We start from the raw sequence: 23,763 nt of genomic DNA on the forward strand, positions 1-23,763 counted from the left end.
ATGGTTATGAGTCCGAAGCAGTTGGAAGAACAGTATGATGCAGTAATCGTCGGGGCAGGAGCCGCGGGCCTGTCGGCGGCCTTGGGCCTGCTCCGCTCCGAATCGTATCGGAATGTCGTGGATCAGGGAGGGGATCCGAAGATCCTGGTGATATCGAAGCTGCAGCCGTTGCGCTCCCACACCGGTTCCGCAGAGGGGGGCATCGCCGCCAGTCTGGGCAACATGGAGCATGACGATTGGCATTGGCATCTGTTCGACACCATCAAAGGCAGCGATTGGCTGGCGGATCAGGACATGGCCGAGATTCTCGCCAAGGAGGCTCCCGGAACCGTGATCGGTCTGGAGCATGACGGCGTGGCGTTCTCCCGCACGCAGGACGGCCACATCGCCCAACGGTTGTTCGGCGGGCACACTGCCGATTTCGGTCAGAAGCCGGTGCACCGTACCGCGTACGCCGCGGACCGCATCGGTCATCAGATCCTTCACTCCCTGTGGCAGCAATGCGTAAAGGCGGGGGTGCGGTTCGCAGAGGAGTGGTATGTCACCGATCTGGTGCTGGAGAACGACGACGATGGGCGACGCACGACCAAGGGAGTGGTGGCGTTGGACACCCATTCGGGGAAGGTCCATGCGGTGAAGGCGCGCAACGTGCTGTTGGCGACCGGCGGCGCCGGACGGATATTCCACACCACGTCCAACTCCTGGGATCTCACCGGAGACGGCATGTCGCTGGCGTTGGAGGCCGGACTCCAGCTGGAGGACATCGAATTCGTGCAGTTCCACCCCACCGGACTCGCCCATACGGGCATTCTGCTGTCCGAAGCGGCGCGAGGTGAAGGCGGTCGTCTGCTGAACGCCGATGGCGAGCATTTCATGGATCGCTATGCGCCGGGTCACGGGGATCTTGCGGCGCGTGACGTGGTCTCCCGATCCATCATGGAGGAGGTCGATGCGGGACGAGGCGTGGCCGATCCGAAGGATCCCGACGGCCCCAAAGACTGCGTATGGCTGGATCTGCGAGGTTTGGGCCGCGACGTGCTGGAAAGCCGTCTTCCCGAGGTCTGCGAGACGGTGAGGGATTACGCCGGTCTTGACCCGGCGACCGATCTGATTCCGATCAGGCCGACCGCCCACTATACGATGGGAGGCATCCCCATCGGGGCCGACGGCAACGTCTACGAGTGGTCCGGCGATCGACGGCAGCCCGCGGAAGGACTGTTCGCCGCTGGTGAATGCTCGTGCGTCAGCGTGCACGGAGCGAATCGTCTGGGAGCGAACTCCCTGCTTGACGCCTGCCTGTTCGGGACCCGTGCCGGCGAGGCCGTCGCGTCAAGGATCGCCGACTCCTTCGCCAACGCGCTTGAGGAGGGTCTTGACCCCTCGCAGGCCGATGACGGCGGCGAAACCGTCGACCAGGCCGCCGCGGAGCGATCCGGGATCATTGCGTCGCTGCTTGCCGAGACTTCGGAGGCGCCGACCGACGGCGAGCGCCGGACCGATGATAATCCGTATCGTGTGATGGCCGATCTGGGAGCGACCATGGAACGTCACGCAGCCGTGCGCTGCGATCACGCAGGACTCACCGAAGCACTGCGCGCGGTCACCGGTGAGCTCTCCGAACGGGTCGACGCACTGCATGCGCACAGCGAAACCGCCGCATACAATCAGGAGCTCACCGCCATTCTCGAAGCCCGTCATCTGGTGCGTCTGGCAACCGCCATGCTCGTTGCCTCGGATGCCAGGGAGGAGTCTCGCGGCTCTCTGTATCGCACCGACTTCCCGAACCGTGACGATGAACGATTCCTGTCGCACTCCATGATCGATGGCACCTCCGCCATCTCATGGCAGCCTGTGGTGATCACCGAATTCCCGCCCAAGGCCCGCGCCTACTGAATCGATATCAGACACTCTATTACACTGTGTTTCAGTACCGATGATTGAGGAGCTGCCCCCTATGACCACTGCCGATGCCAATCGCATGCTTGACGTGACGCTGAGAATCGCACGGTTCACCCCGAAACCGGAAAAGGCCTCACGACGACGCGGAGGCAGTCCATTCGCCCGAAAATCACCGTTCTCGGATTCCGGATCGCCCGCAAGATCATCCCGTACCCGCGGCAAACGGTGGACTCAGGATTATCAGGTCAGCGTCCATGCCAACGACTCCGTGCTGGACTGTCTGCTGACGATCAAACGGGATCAGGATCCGTCGCTGGCTTTCCGCTACTCGTGCGGACACGGCATGTGCGGATCCGATGCGGTGGCGATCAACGGCACGCCCACTCTGCTGTGCACCGCGAAGGTTCGCGACTGGGTAAAGCCGGATTCGCCCACGTTCACGGATGATGAAGGGTTTCGTCCCACCGGGGAGCCGGTCGACGATGACGCTCATGCGTTGGACCTCGACGCCCTCGAACCGGGAACGGCACTGGTCATCGAGCTTGCCGCACTGCCGGGATTCCCGACCCAGAGGGATCTGATCGCCGACGTGGATCCGATGCTTGATCAGATCCGTCGTCTGAAACCATATCTCGAAGCCGACGGAGCGTTGAAGATCACCGCCGACGGTCGGATCGACGCTTTCGAATACCTGCAGCATCCCGAACAGCTTTCCCGGTACGAGTTGCTGAGCAACTGCATCGCCTGCGGTGTATGCGAAGGCAGCTGCCCGGTGTATGCGGGCGGTGAGGCGTTCGTGGGCCCGGCCGCCATGATCATGGTCTCCAGATTCCTCAACGATTCCCGTGATGCGATCGCCGACACCCGGCTGGAATCGCTGATGGGCTCCGACGGAGCATCCGCATGCCAATCGGTGAGAGCCTGCTCCATGCACTGTCCGAAGGGCATCGACGTGGGCGAGGAACTGTGGCAGACCATTCAGAAGGTCGATGCCGCCAGGAAGGCTCGGGAGACGGCGGCCGCCTGAGCCATTCACGCCGGAATCGAATCCGGCAAGCTTCGACAACGTCACAAAGGATACCGATGAACAGAACCGATTACACCAATCTCGCGAAGGGTTGGGAGTTCATTGAGGACACGGCCTACACCACCGAAACGCCGGCACTGCATCATCTTCGCAGGCAATGCGCCGATACGGGATTCGATCAGGGTTCCGCAGCACAGGCCGAATTCCTCGCCATGCAGGTCAGGCAGCTCAAAGCCAGATCGGTGATCGTGCTGGGAACCGGGTCCGTGGTGGAATCCGCCCATATGCTCGAAGCATTGGAGGAAGTCGACGGCGAGGTCGGAGGGCAGCTCACCGCCGTCGACTCCTCGGCCCAGGGCACGGCGCTCATCCGCCGTGCGTTCTCCGGAACCCAGGACGGCATGCGCACCAAGCTGCGTGTCGTCAACGCCAAGCCGGGCGTGTATTTTCCCCGGCTCAACGCCAGCGACTACGATCTCATCGTCATCAGCGGAGAGAACGTCAACTACGATTCCGCACTGGATCATGCCCATCGTCTGCTGAGATCCGGCGGCGAACTGGTGATGTGCGATGTTCTGGCTCTGGATTGCGAGGATTCCCGCGGAGGGCTGCTGAATCCGGCCGACCGGGGAGACAAGGCCACGCATATGCGCGAGCTGCTCGACGAGACGCTGCAGGACGAACGCTTCTCATCGTGCATCGTACCCATCGGCACGGGACTGCTTCTGTCGATCAAACGGTGATCCGATGCCGTCGTACTCGGTACCGGCTACGACGGCATCGGACCGCACGGATCCCGCCGATCAGATCATCGATCGATCAGCCTGGTGGCGTAGTCCACGGCTTCGTCGGGATCATCGGTCAGGGTGACGAGATTCGGATCGATCGGCGAGATCATGCCGCGTTCCGTCAGGGTGCCGTTGATCCAATCAAAGAGACCGCTCCAGTATGCCGTGTCGAACAGCACCACCGGAATCGTGGTCACCTTGTGCGTTTGGACCAATGTGAGCACTTCGAACATCTCGTCCATCGTGCCGAATCCTCCCGGGCATACGATCACACCGGAGGAGTACTTGACGAACATGGTCTTGCGCACGAAGAAGTATCGGAAGGTCATCCCGAGATTGATGTAGTTGTTCAGCCCCTGCTCATGCGGCAGTTCGATGCCCAGACCCACGGACGTGCCACCGGCCAGCGACGCGCCCCGATTCGCGGCTTCCATGATGCCCGGACCGCCGCCGGTGATGGTGGCGACGCCTCGTTCGGCCAGCAGACGCCCCATGCGACGCGCGGCCTTGTAGGTGGGATCCGTACGCTTGGTACGCGCCGAACCGAACACGGCCACGGCCGGTCCCACTTCGGCGAGCGCACCGAATCCGTCCACGAACTCGGCCTGAATGCGCAGCACCCTCCACGGATCCATGTGCAGCCAGTCCGTGCTTTCGTTGTTGCGCAGCAGATTGCCGCTGGTGGTGTCGTTCGGAATCATCGATCCTCGCATCACCACCGGTCCGCGATGGTAGGTCTCGCCCAGCGGTGAGCTCTCTTCATGGAAATCGGACGTCGCGTCACCTTCGTCAAAGGTATCGGCCCGTGCCTCCGGCCGCACTGCCGTGCCGGTCCGGTCGCCGACGTTCGCGACTTCGTTCTTCTTCGTCTTGCCGTGGTGCTTCCCGCTTCCGTGCTTCCTGACGGTCTCTTTCTCGACCGATCCGTGCTGCTCGACCTTGTCGTCGGCCTTGCCGCTCTTCTTGGCCTTTTTGCCGTTTTTCTTGATGATCTTGGCCATGATGCCTTTCACTCCCTTGACTGCTTCATGCATTGCGACGTCATTGCATTGCGACGTGTTCTTACGAAGGTTCTACCGCTTCATTGCAGAGGCTCTACCGTCGGTGTCCCCTGCCCCGCTTCGATCCGGTCGCCTTCCCCGATCCCTTGCCCAGCTCGCGCATGCGGCGCTTCAATCGGCTGATATGCCTGCTTCCGGGTTTGACCGTAGTGGTTCGCCGTTCTTCCTCGGAGGACGAGCCTTCCTCGGTTGCGAACCGTTCGGGGTGACGTTCCCGATACCGTCTGATCGCCTCCGGGCTCAGCGCCTTCATGGAGATGGTGATCGAGCCGTCCGCCAGGACCTCCTCGATATTCGCATCGGCGCCTGCGGCCTTTCGTGCGGCTTCGGCCAGTTCTCGCTCCGCCGCGCGACTGCGGAAGCCGCGGGCCTGATGATTGAGCAGCAGACCGGCGACCATTGCGGAGATCAAGGAGCCGACCAGCACACCGAACCGGGCCTCGCCGGACAACTCGGGATCGTCGTAGGCCAGTGTGGCGAGCAGGAACGATACGGTGAAGCCGATGCCGCATGCGCACGCGGCGGGGAACAGATCACGCACCCGCAGGCCCTTCGGCAGACTGAGACCGATGGGATGCGTAGCCAACCATGCGGTGATCATGATGCCGAGGGGCTTGCCGATCACCAGTGCGGCGACGATGCCGAGCACCACGGGCGACACCATCATCGCCGGGCTCAACGCTTCGAAATGCACCCCCGTGGCGAACAGGGCGAAGATCGGCAGCGCCAGTAGTGCCGAGAACGGCTGAAGCTTCTCCTTGTATCGCTCCGCGCGGGGGGACGTCTCACCATGCATTTCGCGGGATGGCGTGAGCAGTCCCACCAGCATGCCCGCCAGCGTGGGGTGCACGCCGGCCTCGAACATCATCACCCATGCAAGAGCACCGACGATCACCACTACCGGCCAGGGCACGCGGCGGCGCCGGACCAGATACGCCCAGACGGCAGCGCATACGACGATGCCGAGGAACCAGTACCACGCGTTGAGCGACGAAAAGAACAACGCGATGACGATCACCGCCAGCAGATCGTCGACGGTGGCCAGCGTCATGAGAAACGCACGGATGCTGCCGGGCAGCCCCTTGGCGAACAGGGCCAGCACCGTAAGCGAGAACGCGATGTCGGTGGCCATCGGAATGGCCCATCCTTGGGAAATGGCACTGAACGGATGAACTGCGCCGGAAGCGACGATCTCCAATCCGGGGGCGGGCGGACCGAATGCCGAGAACAGCCAGGTCACCAGCAGGAACAGCAACGGGGGTACGGCCATGCCTCCTACGGCGCAAGCCATGGGAACGGCAGCCGCCTTGGGATTCGCCAATGATCCGGTGGTCAGCTCTTGTTTGAGATCCAGCCCCACCACCAGGAAGAAGATGGTGAGCAGACCGTCCTGCGCCCAGTGGCCAAGAGGAAGATCGATATTGGTGTACGGCACGGCCATATGCGTTTCGGCTATCGATTCGAAGAGATGCGAGGTGACGGGAATATTGGCGAGCAGCAGGCCGACAAGAGCGAATCCGAGCATGATCAGGCCGGATATCGTATCCGAAGCCGCCACGCGCTTGATTCTCGACCATAATCCGAATCGGCTACCGACCACCTTCACTCCTTTGCTCTCGAATACGTTCAACCTTACCGATTCATCGAAACATTTCCGCTGAGGACTTACTGCGACGTCTTCATACGACACGCCGATTTGCCCTGATCGGCAAAGAGCGTTAATCTATCCGAGTTGCCTGAATCAAGCGTTCAGGTGTTGCGCCAGTAGCCCAATGGATTAGAGCATTTGACTACGGATCAAAAGGTTGCAGGTTCGAATCCTGTCTGGCGCACGAAAGCTTGCGGAGGAAGCAGTTCCACGCAGGTGTTTCATTGCGCCAGTAGCCCAATGGATTAGAGCATTTGACTACGGATCAAAAGGTTGCAGGTTCGAATCCTGTCTGGCGCACGAAAGCTTGCGGAGGAAGCAGTTCCACGCAGGTGTTTCATTGCGCCAGTAGCCCAATGGATTAGAGCATTTGACTACGGATCAAAAGGTTGCAGGTTCGAATCCTGTCTGGCGCACGATAAGCCCTTCGGAAGCCTTGGTTTCCGAAGGGCTTTACCAATTTCAGGGCCTGTTGTTTTCGTCGCCGTCGATGCCTTCGTTGAACGACAGCACGTCTCCCCCAGGCTCCATTCCACGACGCAGCATCTCGACGCCGACGATGTTCCGATAGTACGAATCCCCCGCGGCATCCAAGGTCCCGAAGATTTCAAGAAGCATGGAATCGCTGACATTCGACAGCAAATGCGACGCCGCCGCCACATTATGACCGATGTATCTCAATTCATTCACCGCATCCATCGCATCCACTGCTTCGACCTCCCATTCATATCGTCCGCCCACCATACGCAGGGCAACGGACTATAATCCGCGAAACCGTTCACGGATAGAGCGTCATGCCCTGAGGAGAGGGAACGAAACCGGCGGCGTGGAGCAGCTGCCGAACCCTGCTGCGGGAAGTGAGCGGATACCCGTTGACATCGGAAAGAAACCGGGTGGAACGGTAACGGCGTCTGATGGCATAGGCGAGTTCCGCACAGGCCCGTCTCATCCGATCTTCTCCAACGCCACCATCGTCCAAGTCGTCTTCCGGCCCCGCAGCGTCACCGAAAACCAGCAGATGATGGCTCCGTACGGCGGCATACAAGGTCGCCGATCCGTCGATCAGCACCAGCATGGCCCCTTCACGCCTCGTGGGATGCAATGCCCGTTCCGATTCGACGTCCATCATATTCCCCACCCGAGGCCACGGCATCACGGCACCGACCAGATTCGCAGGGTCCAGCGCATCGACCGCCGCCACGGAAGCCGCACGGGCATCACGCCGTCCACCGGTCTGAGTGGCTGATCGCTCACTCATACCGCGCAGCGCCTCCACCGTATCCCTGGCGGCGAACTGGGCCGCCCCCAATCCTTCGACGAACATGCCGCGCAGTATCGTCCCTCGCTCCTCCATGCGTCTGAGCACCGGATACAGGCGTGAGAATCCTCCGCGCTCATTGAGCAGCTCAAGCAACGGAGCACAGACGACCCCATACCCGTCGAGCAGCGTCTCGATCATCGCCACCACCCGGCGCGCAGGTTCGTCCGACCCTTCGGGGACCAGCGACCACATGCCGGTGAGCGTGATCTGCGCGAACGGATGTCTTCCCGCTGCGACCGATCCACCGGCGACTCCGATACGCGGCCTGCGGACGGCACGAATGGTACGAGCACGGCCGACGGGGGAATTCCGGCGACTCCGACCCCGTGAAATCATGGCACGCACCGCGGCGAACCCGCTATTGGTCACCCTGCCCTGCCACACCAATTGCCACAACCGATCGGAGAACGCCGCGGCGTCCATGGACGCCGGTTTGAGCTGCCGCGCATGGTAGGCGCCTCCCGTATTCAGCAGATCGAGGATGCCGTCGCCATCGTGATCCTCGCCGCCATCGCCGTCATCGCTGCCGCCGTCCTCCCCCGTCGCGCTACGCCCATCCGTCACCGCATCCGACGAATGGTTCGGCAGCAACGGCGAATCGGCTGGGTAGAATGCAATCCGCCCCGTCGAGGAGGAACCAGCCGCTTTCGAACCGACCCAGACCACCTCTCCGGAAGACAGCAGCTCATCAAGCATTTCCGGCCGATAGTCGCGCACGCGGACCGGGAACACGTCCGTCTCCCACAGTCCCGCAGGCAACGGCATTCCCTCCAATTGCTCGATCACCTTCATCAGACCGTCAACGCCTTCATACCGTTCCCCTCCGACCGGTCCGACGCCCTGCCGATCAAGCAGGAAGCGCTGGTAGTCGGCCAACGAAACGGGTCTGATGGCCCTGCGCGCCCTGTCCAACGAGCGAGCGCGAATGCGCCGGAACACCGATACGTGCAGCCATTGCCTCATCGATGAATCATCCGCATGGTGCGAATCGTCCGCACAGTGCGAATCGTCCGTATCGGCGGTCGTGAACCGTCCGGAAAGCAGTTCCCCGTTTTCATACATTTCGTCCAGTGCATGGACGACGTCCTGCGCCCCCAATCCCAGATCACGCACCGCTTCGTCAGCGGTGAACGGTCCATGCGTTTTCGCATACCGTGCCACACGGCCGCGAACGTCATGCTCGTCGAGTTCGTTCCAGAACTCATGTCGGGATAGTTCCTCCTCCACCTCGCGAATCGATCGGGCGTCCAGCACAGCGGAAAGATCCTGCTCGCCAAGCAGCCGTTCCAGCACCTGCGGATCCATGGACAGCAGCTGCGCGGCCCGTTCCGCCTGCGGCTGATCGTACTGGTACATCACCTCGCCGACGAAGCCGAACAGCACGTTCCTTGCGAAAGGCGACGGTGATTCGGTTTCGACCTCGCTCATCGATATGCGTCCGGATGCCAGATCGCGCATGATCCCGCACAACGACGGCAGATCATAGACGTCGCGAAGGCATTCGCGGGCGGTCTCCAGCAGCAGAGGAAAATTCCGTTTCGCCCTGGCCGCCTGCAGCAGCTGTGCGGCCCTAAGACGCTGCTGCCACAACGGTACGCGACGCCCCGGTTCGACACGGGGCATGAACAGCGATCTGGCCGCGCATTCGCGAAATCGCGAGGCGAACAGCACCGAACCGCCTACACGTCTGGCCACATCGCCTCGGATTTCATCCGGATCGAAGCGCAGCACTCGCTGGAGGTCGATCTCACCGTCCCCGTCCGGCAGCTGGATCACGATGCCGTCATCCGCCGCATAGACGTGTCCGTCGAATCCGTAGTCGCCGGAAAGTCTGCCGGCGATGGCCAACGCCCATGGCTCATGCACGCGACGACCATACGGACTGTGCAGCATCACACGCCATCCACCGTCCTCGTCGTGATATCGTTCCACGATCAGATGGCCGTCGTCCGGCACCACGCCGATGGCCCGTCGTTGTTCGTCGAGCAGCGTGGCCAGATTCGATATGGAGTTCTCGTCCAGACCGTCGTTGCGCAGACGCCGTTCGGTCCGTTCGTCGAACGCCGGCATCCCGATCCGTGATCCCGTTTCGTCGCCGATGTTCGCGGATGCCGCTTCGGCGTGATCACCGCCGATCAGCCCCGCCGCCAGCTCCCGTGTGACGCGACCTTTCGCAACGCCGAATGCGTAATCCCTTCCGGGGCCTTCGCCATGCCAGAACGGCAATCGTGAGGTGCGCCCCGGCGCAGGGACGACGATCACCCGGTCGCGGGTGATCTGCCGGATCTGCCATGTGGAGGCGCCCAGCGTGATGATGTCTCCGACCCGGGATTCGTAGACCATCTCCTCGTCCAGCTCTCCCACACGGCGAGGACCTCCGCCGGATTCGGATTCGGGAAGCATCACCGTGTATAGTCCGCGATCGGGTATGGTTCCTCCGCTGGTCACCGCAATTCGCTGCGCGCCGGGAAGCGCCGAGATCATGTTGTTCTCATGGTTCCATGCGAGCCGCGGACGGAATGCGCTGAATTCCTCGGAGTTGTAGTCGCCGGACATCATGCCGAGCACCGCGTCGAAGGATCGGCGATCCAGTTCGGCGAATGGAGCCGAGCGCCGGATCAGGCCGTACCAGTCGTCGGCGTCGAGATCGTGCATGGATGCGGCCGCCACGGTCTGTTGGGCGAGGATGTCCAAAGGATTGGTCGGGATGCGCACTGGTTCGATGTTTCCCTCGGTCATGCATTCAAGATCCGTCGCGACATCAAGGATCTGCGCCCTCGTCAGCGGATAGAACAACGCCCGTGATACTCCTCCGACCCGATGATCGGCACGACCCACACGCTGCAGACCGGAGGAGACCGAAAGCGGGGGCGCTATCTGAATGACCAGGTCGACCGAGCCCATGTCGATGCCCAGTTCGAGGCTGCTGGTGGCGACGACGCATCGCAGACGCCCCTGCTTGAGATTCTCCTCGATCTGCTTGCGCCGTTCCTTGGACACCGAACCGTGGTGGGCCATGGCGATCACCTCATCGCCGTCATGCGATCCGACCAGCATGGTCGAGGACCCGACGACGGCGTCATAGTGTTCGGAGAAATTCGATCTGCCTTCGGCCGAACCACGTTCGTCATATGCCGACGATCGCTGTGCATACAGGTCGTTGAGCCGCGCGGTCAGCTTCTCGGCCAGACCACGAGAATTGACGAACACCAACGTGGTGCGGTGTCGCAGAATCTCCTCGAGCACGCCACGCTCCACGAACGGCCAGATTGATCCGCCTGAACCGACGCGCCCCCCGTTCCGCGTCGATGATCGGGGATTCGACGTGGAATCGTCCTCCGACGGTATCGAAACGGAACGAAACCCATCGCCCCCGGCGGCCACCACGGTGGATGAGAGATCCCGCATATCAGGCAGAGGCTCCACCACGCGCAGATCCATGGGCGACCGCCGACCGGCATCGACGATGGTCACCGTCCTGTCCCCGCCGAGGAATCGGGCGACTTCGGCGGGAGGATTGACCGTTGCAGACAACCCCACCCGCTGCACGTCCCCTTCGGCCAGTGCGTCGAGCCGCTCAAGACTGACCGACAGATGCGCACCACGTTTGGTGCCCGCCATCGCATGCACCTCATCCACGATCACCATGCGCACGGTACGCAGAACGCTGCATGCCTTCGACGTGAGCATGAGATACAGCGATTCCGGCGTAGTGACGAGAATATCGGGTGGATGCGCGGCGATCGCCCGACGTTGCCGGGCGGTGGTGTCTCCGGTGCGAATCGCCACCCGGACGGGGAATGCCCCCTGTCCCCGTGCCGCATACTCCTCGGTGATGCCCCGCAGCGGGCGTTCCAGATTTTTGGCCACATCAACGCCCAATGCCTTCAGCGGCGAGACGTACAGCACCTTCACGCCCGGTCGATTCGCATCATGCCGGTCGCCCACAGCCGGATCATCGATGCCGGATTCGTCGGATCGATCCGGCAATCCCATCGCATGCGGATCCTGCGAAGGCAGTCCCCGCGCCAGCAGACCGTCGATCGCCCACAAGAACGCCGACAGCGTCTTTCCCGACCCGGTCGGGGCGATCACCAACGCATGCTCACCCCGCTGGATCACCGGCCACGTCCGCCTCTGCACTTCCGTCGGCTCTCCGAACGCATGAGAGAACCATGCCCGCGTCGGCTCCGAAAACATGCGCATATCATCGTACATATGTTCGATTATGAACCGGGGTGCCGACGATGGCCTTCCAGCCTAGGTTACGGTCTACGCAATTGGGCGACGGTTCCGCGGCGGATCAGTTCGGGGGGCAGCACAACGGTTTCAGCCTCGTCGGAACCATCCTGCGTATCAATCCGATCAAGCATCAGCGTCGTCGCCTCATGCGACAGCCATCCAATCTTCTGCCCGATGGTGGTGAGCATGGCTCCGAAGCCGAAACGCTCGGCTATCCCGTCATATCCGATCACGGAGACGTCATCGGGAATCGATCGGCCCATATGACGCAATCCCTGCATCAGCCCGAGGGCCATGAGATCATTGCAGCAGAACACGGCCGTGGCGCCGGATGCGACGATGGCCTCGGACGCTTCGTAACCGCTGTCGTAACGATAGTCCCCCTCCACCACCGCGACCGGCGAAATCGCGACTTCGGCGAGACCTTCGAGAAACCCGTCCCGTCTGCCGGCGGCATTGCCCACGCTGGTTTCACCGGATATGCAGGCTATGCGCCGATGACCGCTTTCGACCAGAAACCGTGCGGCGAGCCTGCCGCCCGCACGGTTGTCGATGCCCACGCCGTCGCACCAATCGACGTCGATGAGACGGTCGACGAGCACCACCGGGCATGGGCATGCCTCGACATCCGACCGCAACTCGTCGACGTCTGCGCAGCTCTCCCCGGCCGCGATCAGGAACACCCCGTCGACGCCACGGCCCGCCAGGCGGGAGATCAGCCGTTGTTCGGTCTGTCGCGAATCACCCGAATTGGCGACGATCAGCGAATAGCCCGCCTGCTGGCATTCATCCTCGATGCGCTTGGCCAATCCCGCGAAGAACAGATTCTGAATGTCCGGCACGATCAGCGCCAGCAGCATGGAACGCTGCGTCACCAGTGTTCGCGCCACCTGATTGGGCACGTAGTTCATTCGTTCGGCGACATCGAGAATATGCCGCCTTGTCTCCTCGGAAACCCGTGAGGGACGATCATTGAGCACCAGGGACACCGCGGTGACGGAGACCCCCGCCTCCGCGGCCACGTCCTTGATGGTGGTTCGTCTGCCCACGCACATACCTCCAATCGTCGGCCAGAAGCAATCAGGCGAACAGCGCCCGGACCTGCTCGGTCGTGCCGTACGAAGCCTGGGCACCATGCCCCGTCGCGGCGTAGGCGGCCACATAGGCGGCCACATGGGCCGCGCGCACGAGCGTCAGTCCGGAGGCGAGACCCGCCAGAATCGTCCCCATGAACGAATCCCCGCATCCGGTGGTGTCCACGGCCTTCACCGTCACCGGCGGCACCCGGTGACACTCGCCGTCGTCGATCACCACGCTGCCGTCGCCACCCAGCGTGATCACCGCCTGCTCGTAGCCGAATCCCTTCATCCGCCGTGCGATCGCATCCCAGTCCATCGCATCCCAGTCGCCGTCCGCAGGCTCCTCAATGCCCAGCAGCTGGCTCATCTCATGCTCATTGACCAGCAGAATGTCGGAGTTCTCCACCAGCTCACGAGGCAGCTGAGGCACGAACGGGGAATCGTTCACCAGCACCTTCACTCCGGCCTCATGGGCGATCCTCGCCGCGGCGATCACCGTATCCATCGGGCTTTCCAGGCACAGTCCAAGCACCGCAGCGCCGGTGATGACGGACGCATGCTCCTCCACGTATTCGACGCTTACCCGGGCATTGGAGCCGGGTGAATACACGATGGTGTTCTCCCCGCGGGAATCCACGGTGATCACCGTCGTACCGCTCGGCCCTTCGACGTGCAGCACGTCATCGACATCGACGCCGGCCGCCTTCAGCTTGTCGAGCAGGAAATCGGCGTTCGAGTCGTCGCCGACGGCGCCCAGCATGTGCACCCTGGCCCCGATGCGGGCCGCCGTGGCCGCCTGATTGCCCGACTTTCCGCCGGGCAGCACGATCAGAGGGCCGGCGTTCACCGTTTCACCAGGCCCGGGAAGCCGTTCGGTGGTCACGGTATAGTCGGCGTTCATGGAGCCGACCACGGCCAGCGTTCGCTCGGACGCGGCACAGCCGTCAAGATCGGAGAATACCTGTTCCTTGGAGATGTGTTCGGTCTGCATGACGAATCCGTTCCCTTCCTGTTGCCGTTCGTCTGTCGTTTCGTTCTATTCGTTCTTTCGGCCGACAATCGCGCCTGGCAATCACGCCTGACGATCAAGCGTGCCGTCGAGACGCCGGATGGCATCCTCCACCAGATTCCAGAATCCGTCGAAATCCAGCTTGGTGGCCACCTGCGTATGACATTCCCCGGCCGAAGGCTCGGGTCCTCTCAGATCCGCAACGGTCATGCCCAGCGTCAGGCCGTCGTGGGTTTCCACGTCCACCGGACAGCGACGGGTCCGCACGATGCCCGGATCGATGAGGTACGCCACGGTGCAGGGGTCGTGCACAGGAGGGTCGACGAAGTCCTGATTGGCCGCGTAGGCCTTGCGGAAGAAGTCCATCAGACCGCTGACGAACGGTCCGAGATTGTCCGAAGCGGACTGAATGCGCCGCTGCACCTCGGGAGTGCACAACGCCTGATGGGTCAGATCGAGGCCGACCATGGTCACCGGCCATGCCTCGTTGAAAACGATGTGCGCCGCTTCGGGATCGGTTTGAATGTTGAACTCGGCCACGGCGGTGGAGTTGCCGACGTGATACCCGCCACCCATCAGCACGACCTCGCGCACGCGATCGACGATTCTCGGCTCAAGACGAACTGCCAACGCAATGTTGGTCAGCGGCCCCGTGGGCACCAGAGTGATCGACTTCGGCTCACTCGCCATGATCGTATCGATCAGCCAGTTCACGGCGTGTCCATCGTCCAGGGGACGGGTGGGAACCGGCAGCTCCACGCCGTCGAGTCCGGTATCGCCGTGCACGGAGGCCGCCACCTTCAGCGGACGCAGCAACGGACGGTCGCATCCGGCATGAACGGGGATATCGACAGCGCCGGCCTTTTCCAGCACGGCACGGGCATTGTAGGTCACCTTGTCAAGGCTCTGATTGCCTCCGATGGTGGTGACGCCGAGCAGATTGATCGCGGGATTGCCCAGCGCCAGCAGAATCGCCACGGCATCGTCGTGACCGGGATCGGAATCGAGAATGATGTCGCGCACTTCGTTCCGGGAGACATCGGCATTCGCGCTTGAGGACATGACAACTCCTTCGTTGTGCGACGCACGACCGTGCGTCGGGGGCGTTTCCTGCGACCGTCTACCCCATCGGTCGCAGACCTCGCCGGGAGATCCGGCACCTCAATTATGGTAAAACGTTAAACTAATTCGCGCAAATCCCGTGTCGCGGAACGTTTGCCACGAACGTTCCGCACAACCGAAGACGCATGGGTTTTAACACCGTTTGACGGGGTGCAGTTCAATTCCGGATTATGGACCCTCACCTCATCAGTCAGCTCCGCAGACAGCTTCCCCTCAAGGGGAAGCCAAACACACCAGGGAAGCCAAACACACCAGGGAAGCCGGACACGCAGTCCGGCCCATACCCCCCCGCATGCGGCATCAAGCCGCATGCGAGACCCCGTCGGACGTATCAGGATCAGGTGAACGCAGTCACGTCAGGTATCGTTCCTCCACGTCAGGTATCGATCTTGGAACGGTCGAAATCATCGGCGTTCTTCACGATGAACGCCTTGCGGGGAGGCACCTCGTCGCCCATCAGCAGACTGAAAATGCCACTCGCCTGTTCGGCGTCCTCCATGCGGATGCGTCGGAGCATTCGCGTACGGGGGTCCATCGTGGTATCGGCGAGCTGATCGGCATCCATCTCGCCCAGACCCTTGTACCGCTGAATATCCTCGTCGAATCCGATGCGCTCCCTCCTCAGCCGGTCAAGCTGGGATGCAAGCTCATCGTCGGAATACGTGTAGATGTACTCGCCTCTGCGTTTGCCGGTCAGCGCGATGCGATGCAACGGCGGCACCGCGGCATAGACGTGACCCGCCTCGATCAGAGGCCGCATATAGCGGTAGAACAACGTCAGCAGCAGGATGCGGATGTGCGCGCCGTCCACATCGGCATCGGTCATCATGATGATCTTGTTGTATCGAGCCTGTGACAGGTCGAATGTGGCACCGGAACCGGCTCCGACCACCTGAATGATGGCCCCGCATTCCTTGTTGGCCAGCATCTGGGACACGGAGGCCTTCTGCACGTTGAGAATCTTCCCTCGGATCGGCAGCAACGCCTGGAAACCGGAGTTTCTTGCGGCCTTGGCCGTGCCGAGCGCCGAATCACCCTCCACGATGAACAGCTCCGCCACGTCATCGTTTCCCGGCATGCAATCGGAAAGCTTCGACGGCATCGAAGCGGATTCCAGGGCGTTCTTGCGCCGCGTGACCTCCTTGGTCTTCCGCGCCTGAATGCGGGCATGCATCTCACCGACGATCTTCTCCAGCACACGGGAGGACTGCTCCTTGTACCCGCGCTTGGACCCGGTGATCAGCTCACCGAACATCCGGTCGGTGAGTTTGGCCACGATCGGCTTGACCTGCGCGGTGCCCAGCACGTCCTTGGTCTGTCCCTGGAACTGGGGCTCCGCGATACGCACGGTGACCACGGCGACCAGACCCGTCATCACATCGTCACGTTCGATTCTGGTCGAGGAGTCCTTGAGATTCACCTTGAGACGACGGGCATTCGCCTCCACGGTCTTACGCACCTGCCGGGTCAGGGCGGTGAGGAATCCATCGACGTGCGTGCCGCCGCCGGGCGTGGACACCACATTGACGAAACTGCGTATCGTGGTTTCGTAATCGTTGGTCCATCGCAGAGCGATGTCCACGCCGCAGTCGCGTTCGACCATCCGCGCATGCAGATCGCCGTTCTCATCGACCGCCTGAGTCTCCTCCTGATAGGTGTCGTCACCGTGGATGTGCCAGATGTCGCATACGGGATCGCCCTTGGACAGGAAATCGACGAAATCGACCACGCCGCCGGTGTGCAGGAATTCCTCGACCCGTGCATGACCCGGACCCGCGGCATGCTGCGGATCATCCGCATCCCGCCGATCATCCAGCCCCTGCTGATCGTCCGTCTCCTGCAGATCGTCCACGGAGGCGTCGCCGGTCTCCGGAACCGACTCGTCGACCACCACGATATGCAGTCCCGGCACCAGAAAGCTGGTCTGCCGCACACGGTCGATGAGCTGGTCGTAGCTGAACACGGCGGTGCTGTTGAAGATTTCGGGATCGAGCCAGTACCGGATGCGCGTACCCGTGGTGCCCGACGGAACCGTACCCACCTCACGCAGTTCGGTCGGCCTGCGCTTGCGGGTCTTGACGAACTTGGATTCAGGGCTGGGATGATCGGGGTCAGCGTCCTCATACACGCCTGGATGCCCCTGATGGAACTCCATGCGGTACGTCCTGCCGTTACGGTCCACCTCCACGTCAAGACGAGAGCTGAGCGCATTGACCACCGACGAACCGACACCGTGCAGACCACCCACCGCGGTATACGAGGAATTGCCGAACTTGGCACCGGCGTGCAACTTGGTCATCACCACTTCCACGCCGGAAAGCCCGGTCTTGGGCTCCTTGTCGACGGGAATGCCTCGACCGTTGTCGGCCACGGTGATCGAGCCGTCGGTATGAAGCGTGACGACGATCCGGTCGCAGAAGCCAGCCAGGGCCTCGTCCACGGAATTGTCGATGATCTCCCACAGGCAGTGCATCAGCCCCTGACTGTCGGTGGTGCCGATATACATGCCCGGACGCTTGCGAACGGCGTCAAGCCCTTCAAGAACGGCCAGATCCTTGGCGTCGTATTCTTCTGCTGTTGCCATATTCCTTTTCTGATTCACCGGCCTCACTGGTCGAGGAAGTCGCGCAGGGTCTGAGAACGAGACGGGTGACGCAGCTTCGACATGGTCTTGGACTCGATCTGGCGGATCCGCTCGCGGGTGACACCGTAGACCCGGCCGATGTCGTCCAGGGTCTTCGGCTGACCGTCCTCCAAGCCGTAGCGCATCTTGATCACACCGGCCTCACGCGGGGAAAGGGTCTCCAATACCTGCTTGAACTGCTCCTGCAGAAGCGAGAACGCAACCGCGTCGGACGGGGCGATGGCATCGGTGTCCTCGATGAGATCGCCGAATTCGGAGTCGCCGTCCTCACCAAGCGGCGTGTGCAACGAGATCGGCTCGCGGCCGTACTTCTGCACCTCCTGAACCTTCTCCACCGGCATATCAAGTTCGCGAGCCAGCTCATCCGGCGTGGGTTCGCGGCCAAGATCCTGCAGCATCTGACGCTGCACGCGGGAAAGCTTGTTGATGACCTCCACCATATGCACGGGCACGCGAATCGTACGGGCCTGATCGGCCATGGCTCGGGTGATGGCCTGACGGATCCACCAAGTCGCATAGGTGGAGAACTTGAAGCCCTTCTTCCAATCGAACTTCTCGACGGCACGAATCAGACCAAGATTGCCTTCCTGAATGAGATCGAGGAACAGCATGCCGCGGCCCGTGTACCGCTTGGCCAGCGACACCACCAATCGAAGATTGGCCTCAAGCAGGTGATCCTTGGCCTTGCGCCCGTCGTTGGCCGCCCACTTGAGTTCACGACGACGCTTGAAGTCCATATCGTCGCCCTCGGTGTCAAGCAGATGCTGCGCATACAGACCGGCCTCGATGCGTTCGGAAAGATCGACCTCCTGCTCGGCGTTCAATAGGCTGACGCGCCCGATCTGCTTGAGATAATCCTTGACCGGATCGGCGGTCGCCCCGGTGGCGATCACACGACGCTTCGGGTTGCCCGAAGGCGTGTAGTTGTCATCGTCGTCAAGATCGGTGACGACGAAGGCGCCCTTCTCCTTCGGCTGCTCCGGAGGCTTCGGCTTGGATTCCTCCTCGGAATCCTCATCATCGGCGTCATCCGACTCCTCGGCGTCATCGGAATCCACATCGACATCGTCGATCGACTCCTCGTCAAGGGAGTCCTCGTCCGGGTCGAGCTCGTCCTCCTCCAGCAGATCGTCATCCAGTTCGACGTCCTCGTCCGTCTTGACCGCGCGCGCGGATCTGCGTGACTTGGCGGCGACCTTCCTGGTGACCTTGGTCGTCGAGGACTTGCGGGACGCGCCTTTCTTCGAAGTCTTCGTCGCACGCTTCCTGGTGGTGGTCTCCTCCTCGTCGGAACCGCCCGTGCTGGAAACCGTCTGCTTCGCAGCTGCACTCCGTGTCTTCTTGCGCGTTGCCGTCGTCTTCTCGGTGGCCAACTTGTCCTCCTATTTCGTCCTGCCTGCGCCGCCATATAGCATGAAGGCGCACTTATGGCAAGAGCAAATTGTCAACTAATAGAGTGAACCACGTTCCAAGGACGATTATTCCCGTTCGTCATGCACGATCCAGAACGGACGCACCCCGCGGGACACCGCATTCGCCACTATCGCAGCCAGCGTGCAGTCCGGATCGATGCCCAGAGCCTGCAGGGAACAGGCCATCGCGGGCTCGTCGCTACCCGTCCACCACAGCATGTAGCCAAGCACGGTCAGAGGCTGTACGGCATAGGATTGAGGCACCTTGCTCACCAGCAGCGCGAGCGCCTCGATGCCCCGCATCATGCGCCTTCTGTCCGCCGGCGGCTTTGCGCTTCGGAATCCTTGGGTCAGCGTGTCGCACACCAGCGCCACGCTTTGGGCTGAATGCGGGTTCGCCACCAGCTCAATCAGCTCGTCGGCTGCGGTCCCGTCCATGATCGACAGCAATATGGCGTCACGCATCGCCATCGTCTCCCCCATGCCGACGCAGAGGAATGCGAGCACATCGTCGTCGACGGTCCTCACGGCGCCGGCGAGCAAGCCCTCCCAATCGTCGACGATGCGGCAGAACCAACGTCGATCGGCCATACTGGCCCCCTGAGCGCGTCTGTGCGCTCGAAGCTCCCGCTGCAGTCCGTCAAGCGTATCCTCGTCGATGACCCCACCATCCGCATGGCGACCGGTCATCCCTCCCCGACGCTGCTTCCTCGTCATGGCTTCGTCGCAGGTTTCACGTCCACCGTTCATTCCGGTTCCTTTCCATCATGCATCCGTCTCCCGGATCGGTCGAATAGGCCACGAGCCGCTTCGCCCGCGCCGATTTCGCCCTTCGGAACCTCGCATCGTCTCCATCCACTATCCCAGATCCGGTGCGTTCCCATCCACCTGGCGGCATCGATGTGGATAACCCCTCATATCGGCGGATTGTCAGGGACAACGCCGTTGTGGATATTCGTTGCATCATCAACATCGCCGACGAGGCGTTGTCAACACCGGTTGGCTAGTCTCGAAGGCATGACTGCCATCAACCGACCGGCCCCGCAACGAGACGCCATCGAACAGCGCATCGGCACGCTGATCCGCGAAACCTGCTCGACGGATCCGACCCTGCTGGGATCCCCCATCTGCTCCGGCGTCTATCAGGACACCCTATGTCAGGCGCTCACCTCCAGCGAAGGGGGCAAGCGTCTGCGAGCGCTGCTCGTCATGGCGGTGTACGACGCCATGAAGCAGACCGCCGACGCGGACGGAGCATCGAACGATACGGATGCGCGGCAGTCCGTTCTCGATCTGGCGTGTGCGATCGAAGTGTTCCAGACGGCCGCACTGGTGCATGACGACATCATCGACGATTCCGACATGAGGCGCGGACGTCCTTCGGCCCATCGCGCGCTCGCCTCGGCGATACGAGGCTCATTCGATGACGTGTCGCCGCAGCTCGCCGCGTCCATCGGCGGCGGTCTGGGCATTATGCTCGGGGATCTGCTGGCCACGTCCAGCGTGTCGATCGTCAACGAGGCCGCCTCTCGACTACCCGACGGCGCGGCCATCATCGATTCGTTCCTGCGCATGCATCGCGACGTGGAGATCGGACAGATCCTCGATCTGGCGGCGGAGCGCATCGATCTCAACGATCCTCAGGCCGTGCGGGACAACTCCCTGGCGGTGTTCCGCTGGAAGACGGCGAGCTACACCACCATTGCGCCGATCCGTCTGGGCCTGCTCGCCGCCGGAGCCGGTCGCCGGACCGCCGAACGGCTGGCGGACCGCATCGGCACGCCGCTCGGCGTGGCCTTCCAGCTGGCCGATGATCTGCTCGACGTATGCGCTGACCCCAAGGTGACCGGCAAGCCCGTTGGAGGGGACATTCGGGAGGGCAAGCGGACGGTGCTGCTCGCCGACGCGATCGCCGCGGCCGGCGACGAGGATGCCGGGTATCTGCGGTACGCCTTCGAAGCCGGCGAACGTCACGACGACGATGTTCGTCGCATCATCGGACTGTTCCATGAAACCGGTGCCGTGCAGCGTTCCCGTGACCTGATCCGGGAGCTATGGCGGCGGTCGCGCGAGGCGATCGAGGCAAGCCGCGTCGAGCTCGACAGGCCCGAACGGTTCCGCAGCATGATGGTCGAAGCCTGCTCCCGATTCATTCCCGCCGATCTGAGGGAATCCGATCCAGAGCCGAGGGAATCCGATCCAACGGAATAGGGCAACGCCGATTTGTGCATGTCCTCTGGATAATTACCCGCCATGCCATCCGCCGATGCGCCGGAACGATTAGGCTGGGCTTTCGGTACGGTGAGAGATTTCGACGCCGGGCCACGCAACGGCTCCGACGATGTTCGAACTTAGGATTGCATACATGAGTGAAGTGATGGAAACGCCCATCGGCAGAACCATAGACGGCAGATATCAGATCGTGCGCAAAATCGCCGAAGGCGGCATGGCCACCGTGTACGAGGCACGGGATGTCCGTCTCGATCGCACCGTCGCCGTCAAGATCATGCACATGCAACTGGCGCAGGGTCCGCATCGCGATCAGTTCGTCCAGCGTTTCCAACGGGAGGCCCGCTCTGCCGCGGCGATCGCCAACACGCATATCGTACAGATCTACGACACCGGTGAGTACGAGGGTCTCGACTATCTGGTGATGGAGTACGTGCATGGAGTCAATCTGCGGCATGAGATGAACCGCCAAGGCACGTTCACGGTGCGGGAGACGCTGCGGATCATCGGGGAGATCCTCGACGGACTTGCCGCCGCGCATGGCGTGGGCGTGGTGCACCGGGACATCAAGCCGGAGAACATCATGATCAACGACCGCGGTCGGGTGCAGATCACCGATTTCGGTCTGGCCAAGGCGGCATCCCAGGCGACGCTGGCCACCACCGGCATGCTGCTGGGAACGGCCGCATATCTGGCGCCGGAGATGATCGAGAACAATCAGGCCACGCCGCAGGGCGATCTGTACTCCGTGGGCATCGTCGCGTGGGAGATGCTCACCGGGGAGGTGCCGTTCGTTTCGGACAATCCTGTGACCATGGTGTTCAAGCATGTGCACGAGGACATTCCCCCGCTGAAGCTCAATCATCCCTCTCTGCCGGCGCCGGTTTCGGATTTCATCGCGTTGCTCACCAATCGCAGCATCGAGAGGCGTCCCCCCGACGCCATGGCCGCATTGGTCAGGCTCAGCGAAACGCTCGATGCGCTTTCCCCCGCCGATCTTTCCTATAGGGTGGGCAATCAGGACGATCATGCCACTTCGCTGCTCCCCGTCGGCAAACCGCCGGCACCGCACGCCGCCGCCGGTACGGATCGCGTCACGGATACGGATCGCGCTAAGGGTTCGCCGCGCGCTGCCGCACTGCCATCTCCGTCCGGAAGCGATGCCGGAACCGATCATGCGACTACCGAAGTCATTTCGGATGCCGATGCGACGCACCCCGGATCGGCCGACTCGGTACCGGTGAAGACCAGGGGAAGAAACGGTTCCGATGGCAAGCCCCGACGATCACGCCGAACGATCGGCATCATCGTCGCCGTTGTGGCGCTTCTCGCCGCGGTCGGCGGTGGATTCGCGTGGTGGTATTATCTCGGCCCCGGCAGCTACTGGGAGGTTCCCGCGGCCGACGATGTGTCGTGCGCGGAAAACCAGCCTTGTTCGTTGAAGGGGGCTGATTTCGCCTCATACGAGCGCACGCTGAAGGTTTCCGGCATACCATATTCGAGCACCGAGCAGTACAGCGACACCGTGAGGAAGGGCGGCATCATCTCCGCCAGTCCCGCACAAGTGGGCGACAGGATCAGCAAGCGGAACAACGAGACCATGACGTTCGTGATCTCCAAGGGAGTGCAGAAGCTCACGATCCCCACGGACATCACCGACTCGGCATCGGCAAACGGCAAAGCCCCCGTGGCCGCGCTCTCCCGCATCGGCTTCAGCAATGTCAGGCATGATGCGAATGCCGATCAGTATTCGATGGACGTGCCCGAAGGTTCGGCGATCAGCGTGTCCCCGAAGCCCGGTTCGACCATCGATCACAACGAACAGATCACCGTGGTGCTTTCGAAGGGACTGATGCCCGTCACCATGCCGAACATCGAAGGCATGACCAAGGCTTCGGCCAAGGCCGCTCTGGAGGCGCTTCATCTTAACGTGACGTTCACCGAGGAGTTCTCGGACAGCGTGGATTCCGGCAAGGTGGCGTCGGCTTCGGCGAAGACCGGCGACGAGCTGCATTGGAAGGACAGCGTCAGCGTCGTGATCTCCAAGGGACCTCAGATGGCCACTGTGCCGAATCTGGTGGGCAAGAGCACGAGCGACGCCCGGAAGGCATTGACCAGCATGGGATTCAAGGTCAAGGTCAATGTTCAGGTGAAGAAGCCGAATTCGAATGATCCGGTCTTCGATATGGTCTCCGGCACGGATCCGGCGGCTGGATCATCGGTACGGCTTCGAGACAAGTCCGGTAACGCGACCACCATCACGATTAATGTGGTCTAAACAG

General features: G+C 62.1%; 14 protein-coding genes, 3 tRNA genes and 1 pseudogene. 8 read left to right on the forward strand and 10 right to left on the reverse strand.

All coding sequences use genetic code 11. The features are described from left to right. Positions 1-6 precede the first annotated feature (6 nt). From Uis1B_RS08285 to Uis1B_RS08295, 3 genes are all read left to right on the forward strand, one after another. Entirely contained in the window at positions 7-1,893 is a 1,887-nt protein-coding gene (locus Uis1B_RS08285) for an FAD-binding protein (protein ID WP_101617321.1), read from the forward strand. Positions 1,894-1,954: 61 nt separating this feature from the next. After that, positions 1,955-2,926 carry a succinate dehydrogenase/fumarate reductase iron-sulfur subunit gene (locus tag Uis1B_RS08290; protein ID WP_243390322.1) on the forward strand — a complete coding sequence of 324 codons (972 nt, stop codon included), beginning with the start codon at positions 1,955-1,957 and terminating at the stop codon, positions 2,924-2,926. 56 nt (positions 2,927-2,982) lie between these two features. After that, complete coding sequence (locus Uis1B_RS08295) at positions 2,983-3,669, forward strand: O-methyltransferase (protein ID WP_101617323.1); 687 nt, start codon at positions 2,983-2,985, stop codon at positions 3,667-3,669. 65 nt (positions 3,670-3,734) lie between these two features. Here the strand turns inward: Uis1B_RS08295 and Uis1B_RS08300 are convergent, their stop codons facing one another. Beyond that, entirely contained in the window at positions 3,735-4,535 is an 801-nt protein-coding gene (locus Uis1B_RS08300; RefSeq protein WP_423734881.1) for an LOG family protein, read from the reverse strand. Positions 4,536-5,034: 499 nt separating this feature from the next. After that, a pseudogene (gene nhaA / locus Uis1B_RS08305) lies at positions 5,035-6,300 on the reverse strand (Na+/H+ antiporter NhaA); the annotation flags it as partial. A gap of 233 nt (positions 6,301-6,533) precedes the next feature. On the opposite strand from nhaA, the gene Uis1B_RS08310 reads away from it, so the two are divergent. The 3 genes from Uis1B_RS08310 to Uis1B_RS08320 all read left to right on the forward strand — a co-directional run bounded on the left by Uis1B_RS08310 (position 6,534) and on the right by Uis1B_RS08320 (position 6,839). Continuing rightward, positions 6,534-6,607, forward strand: a tRNA-Arg gene (locus tag Uis1B_RS08310). Positions 6,608-6,649: 42 nt separating this feature from the next. Then, positions 6,650-6,723: transfer RNA gene (locus Uis1B_RS08315), tRNA-Arg, on the forward strand. 42 nt (positions 6,724-6,765) lie between these two features. Beyond that, a tRNA-Arg gene (locus Uis1B_RS08320) sits at positions 6,766-6,839 on the forward strand. A gap of 46 nt (positions 6,840-6,885) precedes the next feature. On the opposite strand, the gene Uis1B_RS08325 is transcribed toward Uis1B_RS08320, so the two are convergent. From Uis1B_RS08325 to Uis1B_RS08360, 8 genes are all read right to left on the reverse strand, one after another. Beyond that, positions 6,886-7,131, reverse strand: coding sequence for a hypothetical protein (locus Uis1B_RS08325; protein ID WP_165782809.1), 246 nt, complete (start codon positions 7,129-7,131; stop codon positions 6,886-6,888). 70 nt (positions 7,132-7,201) lie between these two features. Further along, on the reverse strand, positions 7,202-11,962 hold the full coding sequence (locus Uis1B_RS08330) for an Lhr family ATP-dependent helicase (protein ID WP_101617329.1): 4,761 nt from the start codon (positions 11,960-11,962) through the stop codon (positions 7,202-7,204). Between the two features lie 47 nt (positions 11,963-12,009). Continuing rightward, positions 12,010-13,035 (reverse strand): LacI family DNA-binding transcriptional regulator, encoded by a 1,026-nt coding sequence (locus tag Uis1B_RS08335; RefSeq protein ID WP_243390323.1) that lies wholly within the window; start codon positions 13,033-13,035, stop codon positions 12,010-12,012. A gap of 31 nt (positions 13,036-13,066) precedes the next feature. Beyond that, on the reverse strand, positions 13,067-14,056 hold the full coding sequence (locus tag Uis1B_RS08340) for a ribokinase (protein WP_101617334.1): 990 nt from the start codon (positions 14,054-14,056) through the stop codon (positions 13,067-13,069). 81 nt (positions 14,057-14,137) lie between these two features. Continuing rightward, on the reverse strand, positions 14,138-15,097 hold the full coding sequence (gene uriH / locus Uis1B_RS08345) for a uridine-preferring nucleoside hydrolase UriH (RefSeq protein ID WP_101617491.1): 960 nt from the start codon (positions 15,095-15,097) through the stop codon (positions 14,138-14,140). Positions 15,098-15,572: 475 nt separating this feature from the next. Then, a complete protein-coding gene (locus Uis1B_RS08350; RefSeq protein ID WP_101617336.1) occupies positions 15,573-17,780 on the reverse strand; it encodes a DNA gyrase/topoisomerase IV subunit B in 2,208 nt (735 codons plus the stop codon). A gap of 23 nt (positions 17,781-17,803) precedes the next feature. Beyond that, a complete protein-coding gene (locus tag Uis1B_RS08355) occupies positions 17,804-19,213 on the reverse strand; it encodes an RNA polymerase sigma factor (protein WP_101617338.1) in 1,410 nt (469 codons plus the stop codon). 105 nt (positions 19,214-19,318) lie between these two features. Beyond that, complete coding sequence (locus tag Uis1B_RS08360; RefSeq protein ID WP_101617341.1) at positions 19,319-20,002, reverse strand: DUF4192 family protein; 684 nt, start codon at positions 20,000-20,002, stop codon at positions 19,319-19,321. A 267-nt stretch (positions 20,003-20,269) separates the two neighbouring features. Here Uis1B_RS08360 and Uis1B_RS08365 point away from each other — a divergent pair, with 267 nt between their 5' ends. Beyond that, on the forward strand, positions 20,270-21,463 hold the full coding sequence (locus Uis1B_RS08365) for a polyprenyl synthetase family protein (protein WP_101617343.1): 1,194 nt from the start codon (positions 20,270-20,272) through the stop codon (positions 21,461-21,463). A gap of 154 nt (positions 21,464-21,617) precedes the next feature. Further along, positions 21,618-23,759, forward strand: coding sequence for a Stk1 family PASTA domain-containing Ser/Thr kinase (locus Uis1B_RS08370; RefSeq protein ID WP_101617344.1), 2,142 nt, complete (start codon positions 21,618-21,620; stop codon positions 23,757-23,759). The last annotated feature ends 4 nt before the right edge of the window (positions 23,760-23,763 follow it).

Origin of the sequence: Bifidobacterium margollesii (genome assembly GCF_002860355.1) — a bacterium.
Classification (GTDB): Bacteria; Actinomycetota; Actinomycetes; order Actinomycetales; family Bifidobacteriaceae; genus Galliscardovia; species Galliscardovia margollesii.

Coding starts and splice junctions, on each gene's coding strand:
- Uis1B_RS08350 (WP_101617336.1), bottom strand. CDS start 17,780: ATGGCAACAGCAGAAGAATACGACGCCAAGGATCTGGCCGTTCTTGAA.
- Uis1B_RS08360 (WP_101617341.1), bottom strand. CDS start 20,002: ATGAACGGTGGACGTGAAACCTGCGACGAAGCCATGACGAGGAAGCAG.
- Uis1B_RS08295 (WP_101617323.1), top strand. CDS start 2,983: ATGAACAGAACCGATTACACCAATCTCGCGAAGGGTTGGGAGTTCATT.
- Uis1B_RS08330 (WP_101617329.1), bottom strand. CDS start 11,962: ATGTACGATGATATGCGCATGTTTTCGGAGCCGACGCGGGCATGGTTC.
- Uis1B_RS08340 (WP_101617334.1), bottom strand. CDS start 14,056: ATGCAGACCGAACACATCTCCAAGGAACAGGTATTCTCCGATCTTGAC.
- Uis1B_RS08370 (WP_101617344.1), top strand. CDS start 21,618: ATGAGTGAAGTGATGGAAACGCCCATCGGCAGAACCATAGACGGCAGA.
- Uis1B_RS08290 (WP_243390322.1), top strand. CDS start 1,955: ATGACCACTGCCGATGCCAATCGCATGCTTGACGTGACGCTGAGAATC.
- Uis1B_RS08285 (WP_101617321.1), top strand. CDS start 7: ATGAGTCCGAAGCAGTTGGAAGAACAGTATGATGCAGTAATCGTCGGG.
- Uis1B_RS08365 (WP_101617343.1), top strand. CDS start 20,270: ATGACTGCCATCAACCGACCGGCCCCGCAACGAGACGCCATCGAACAG.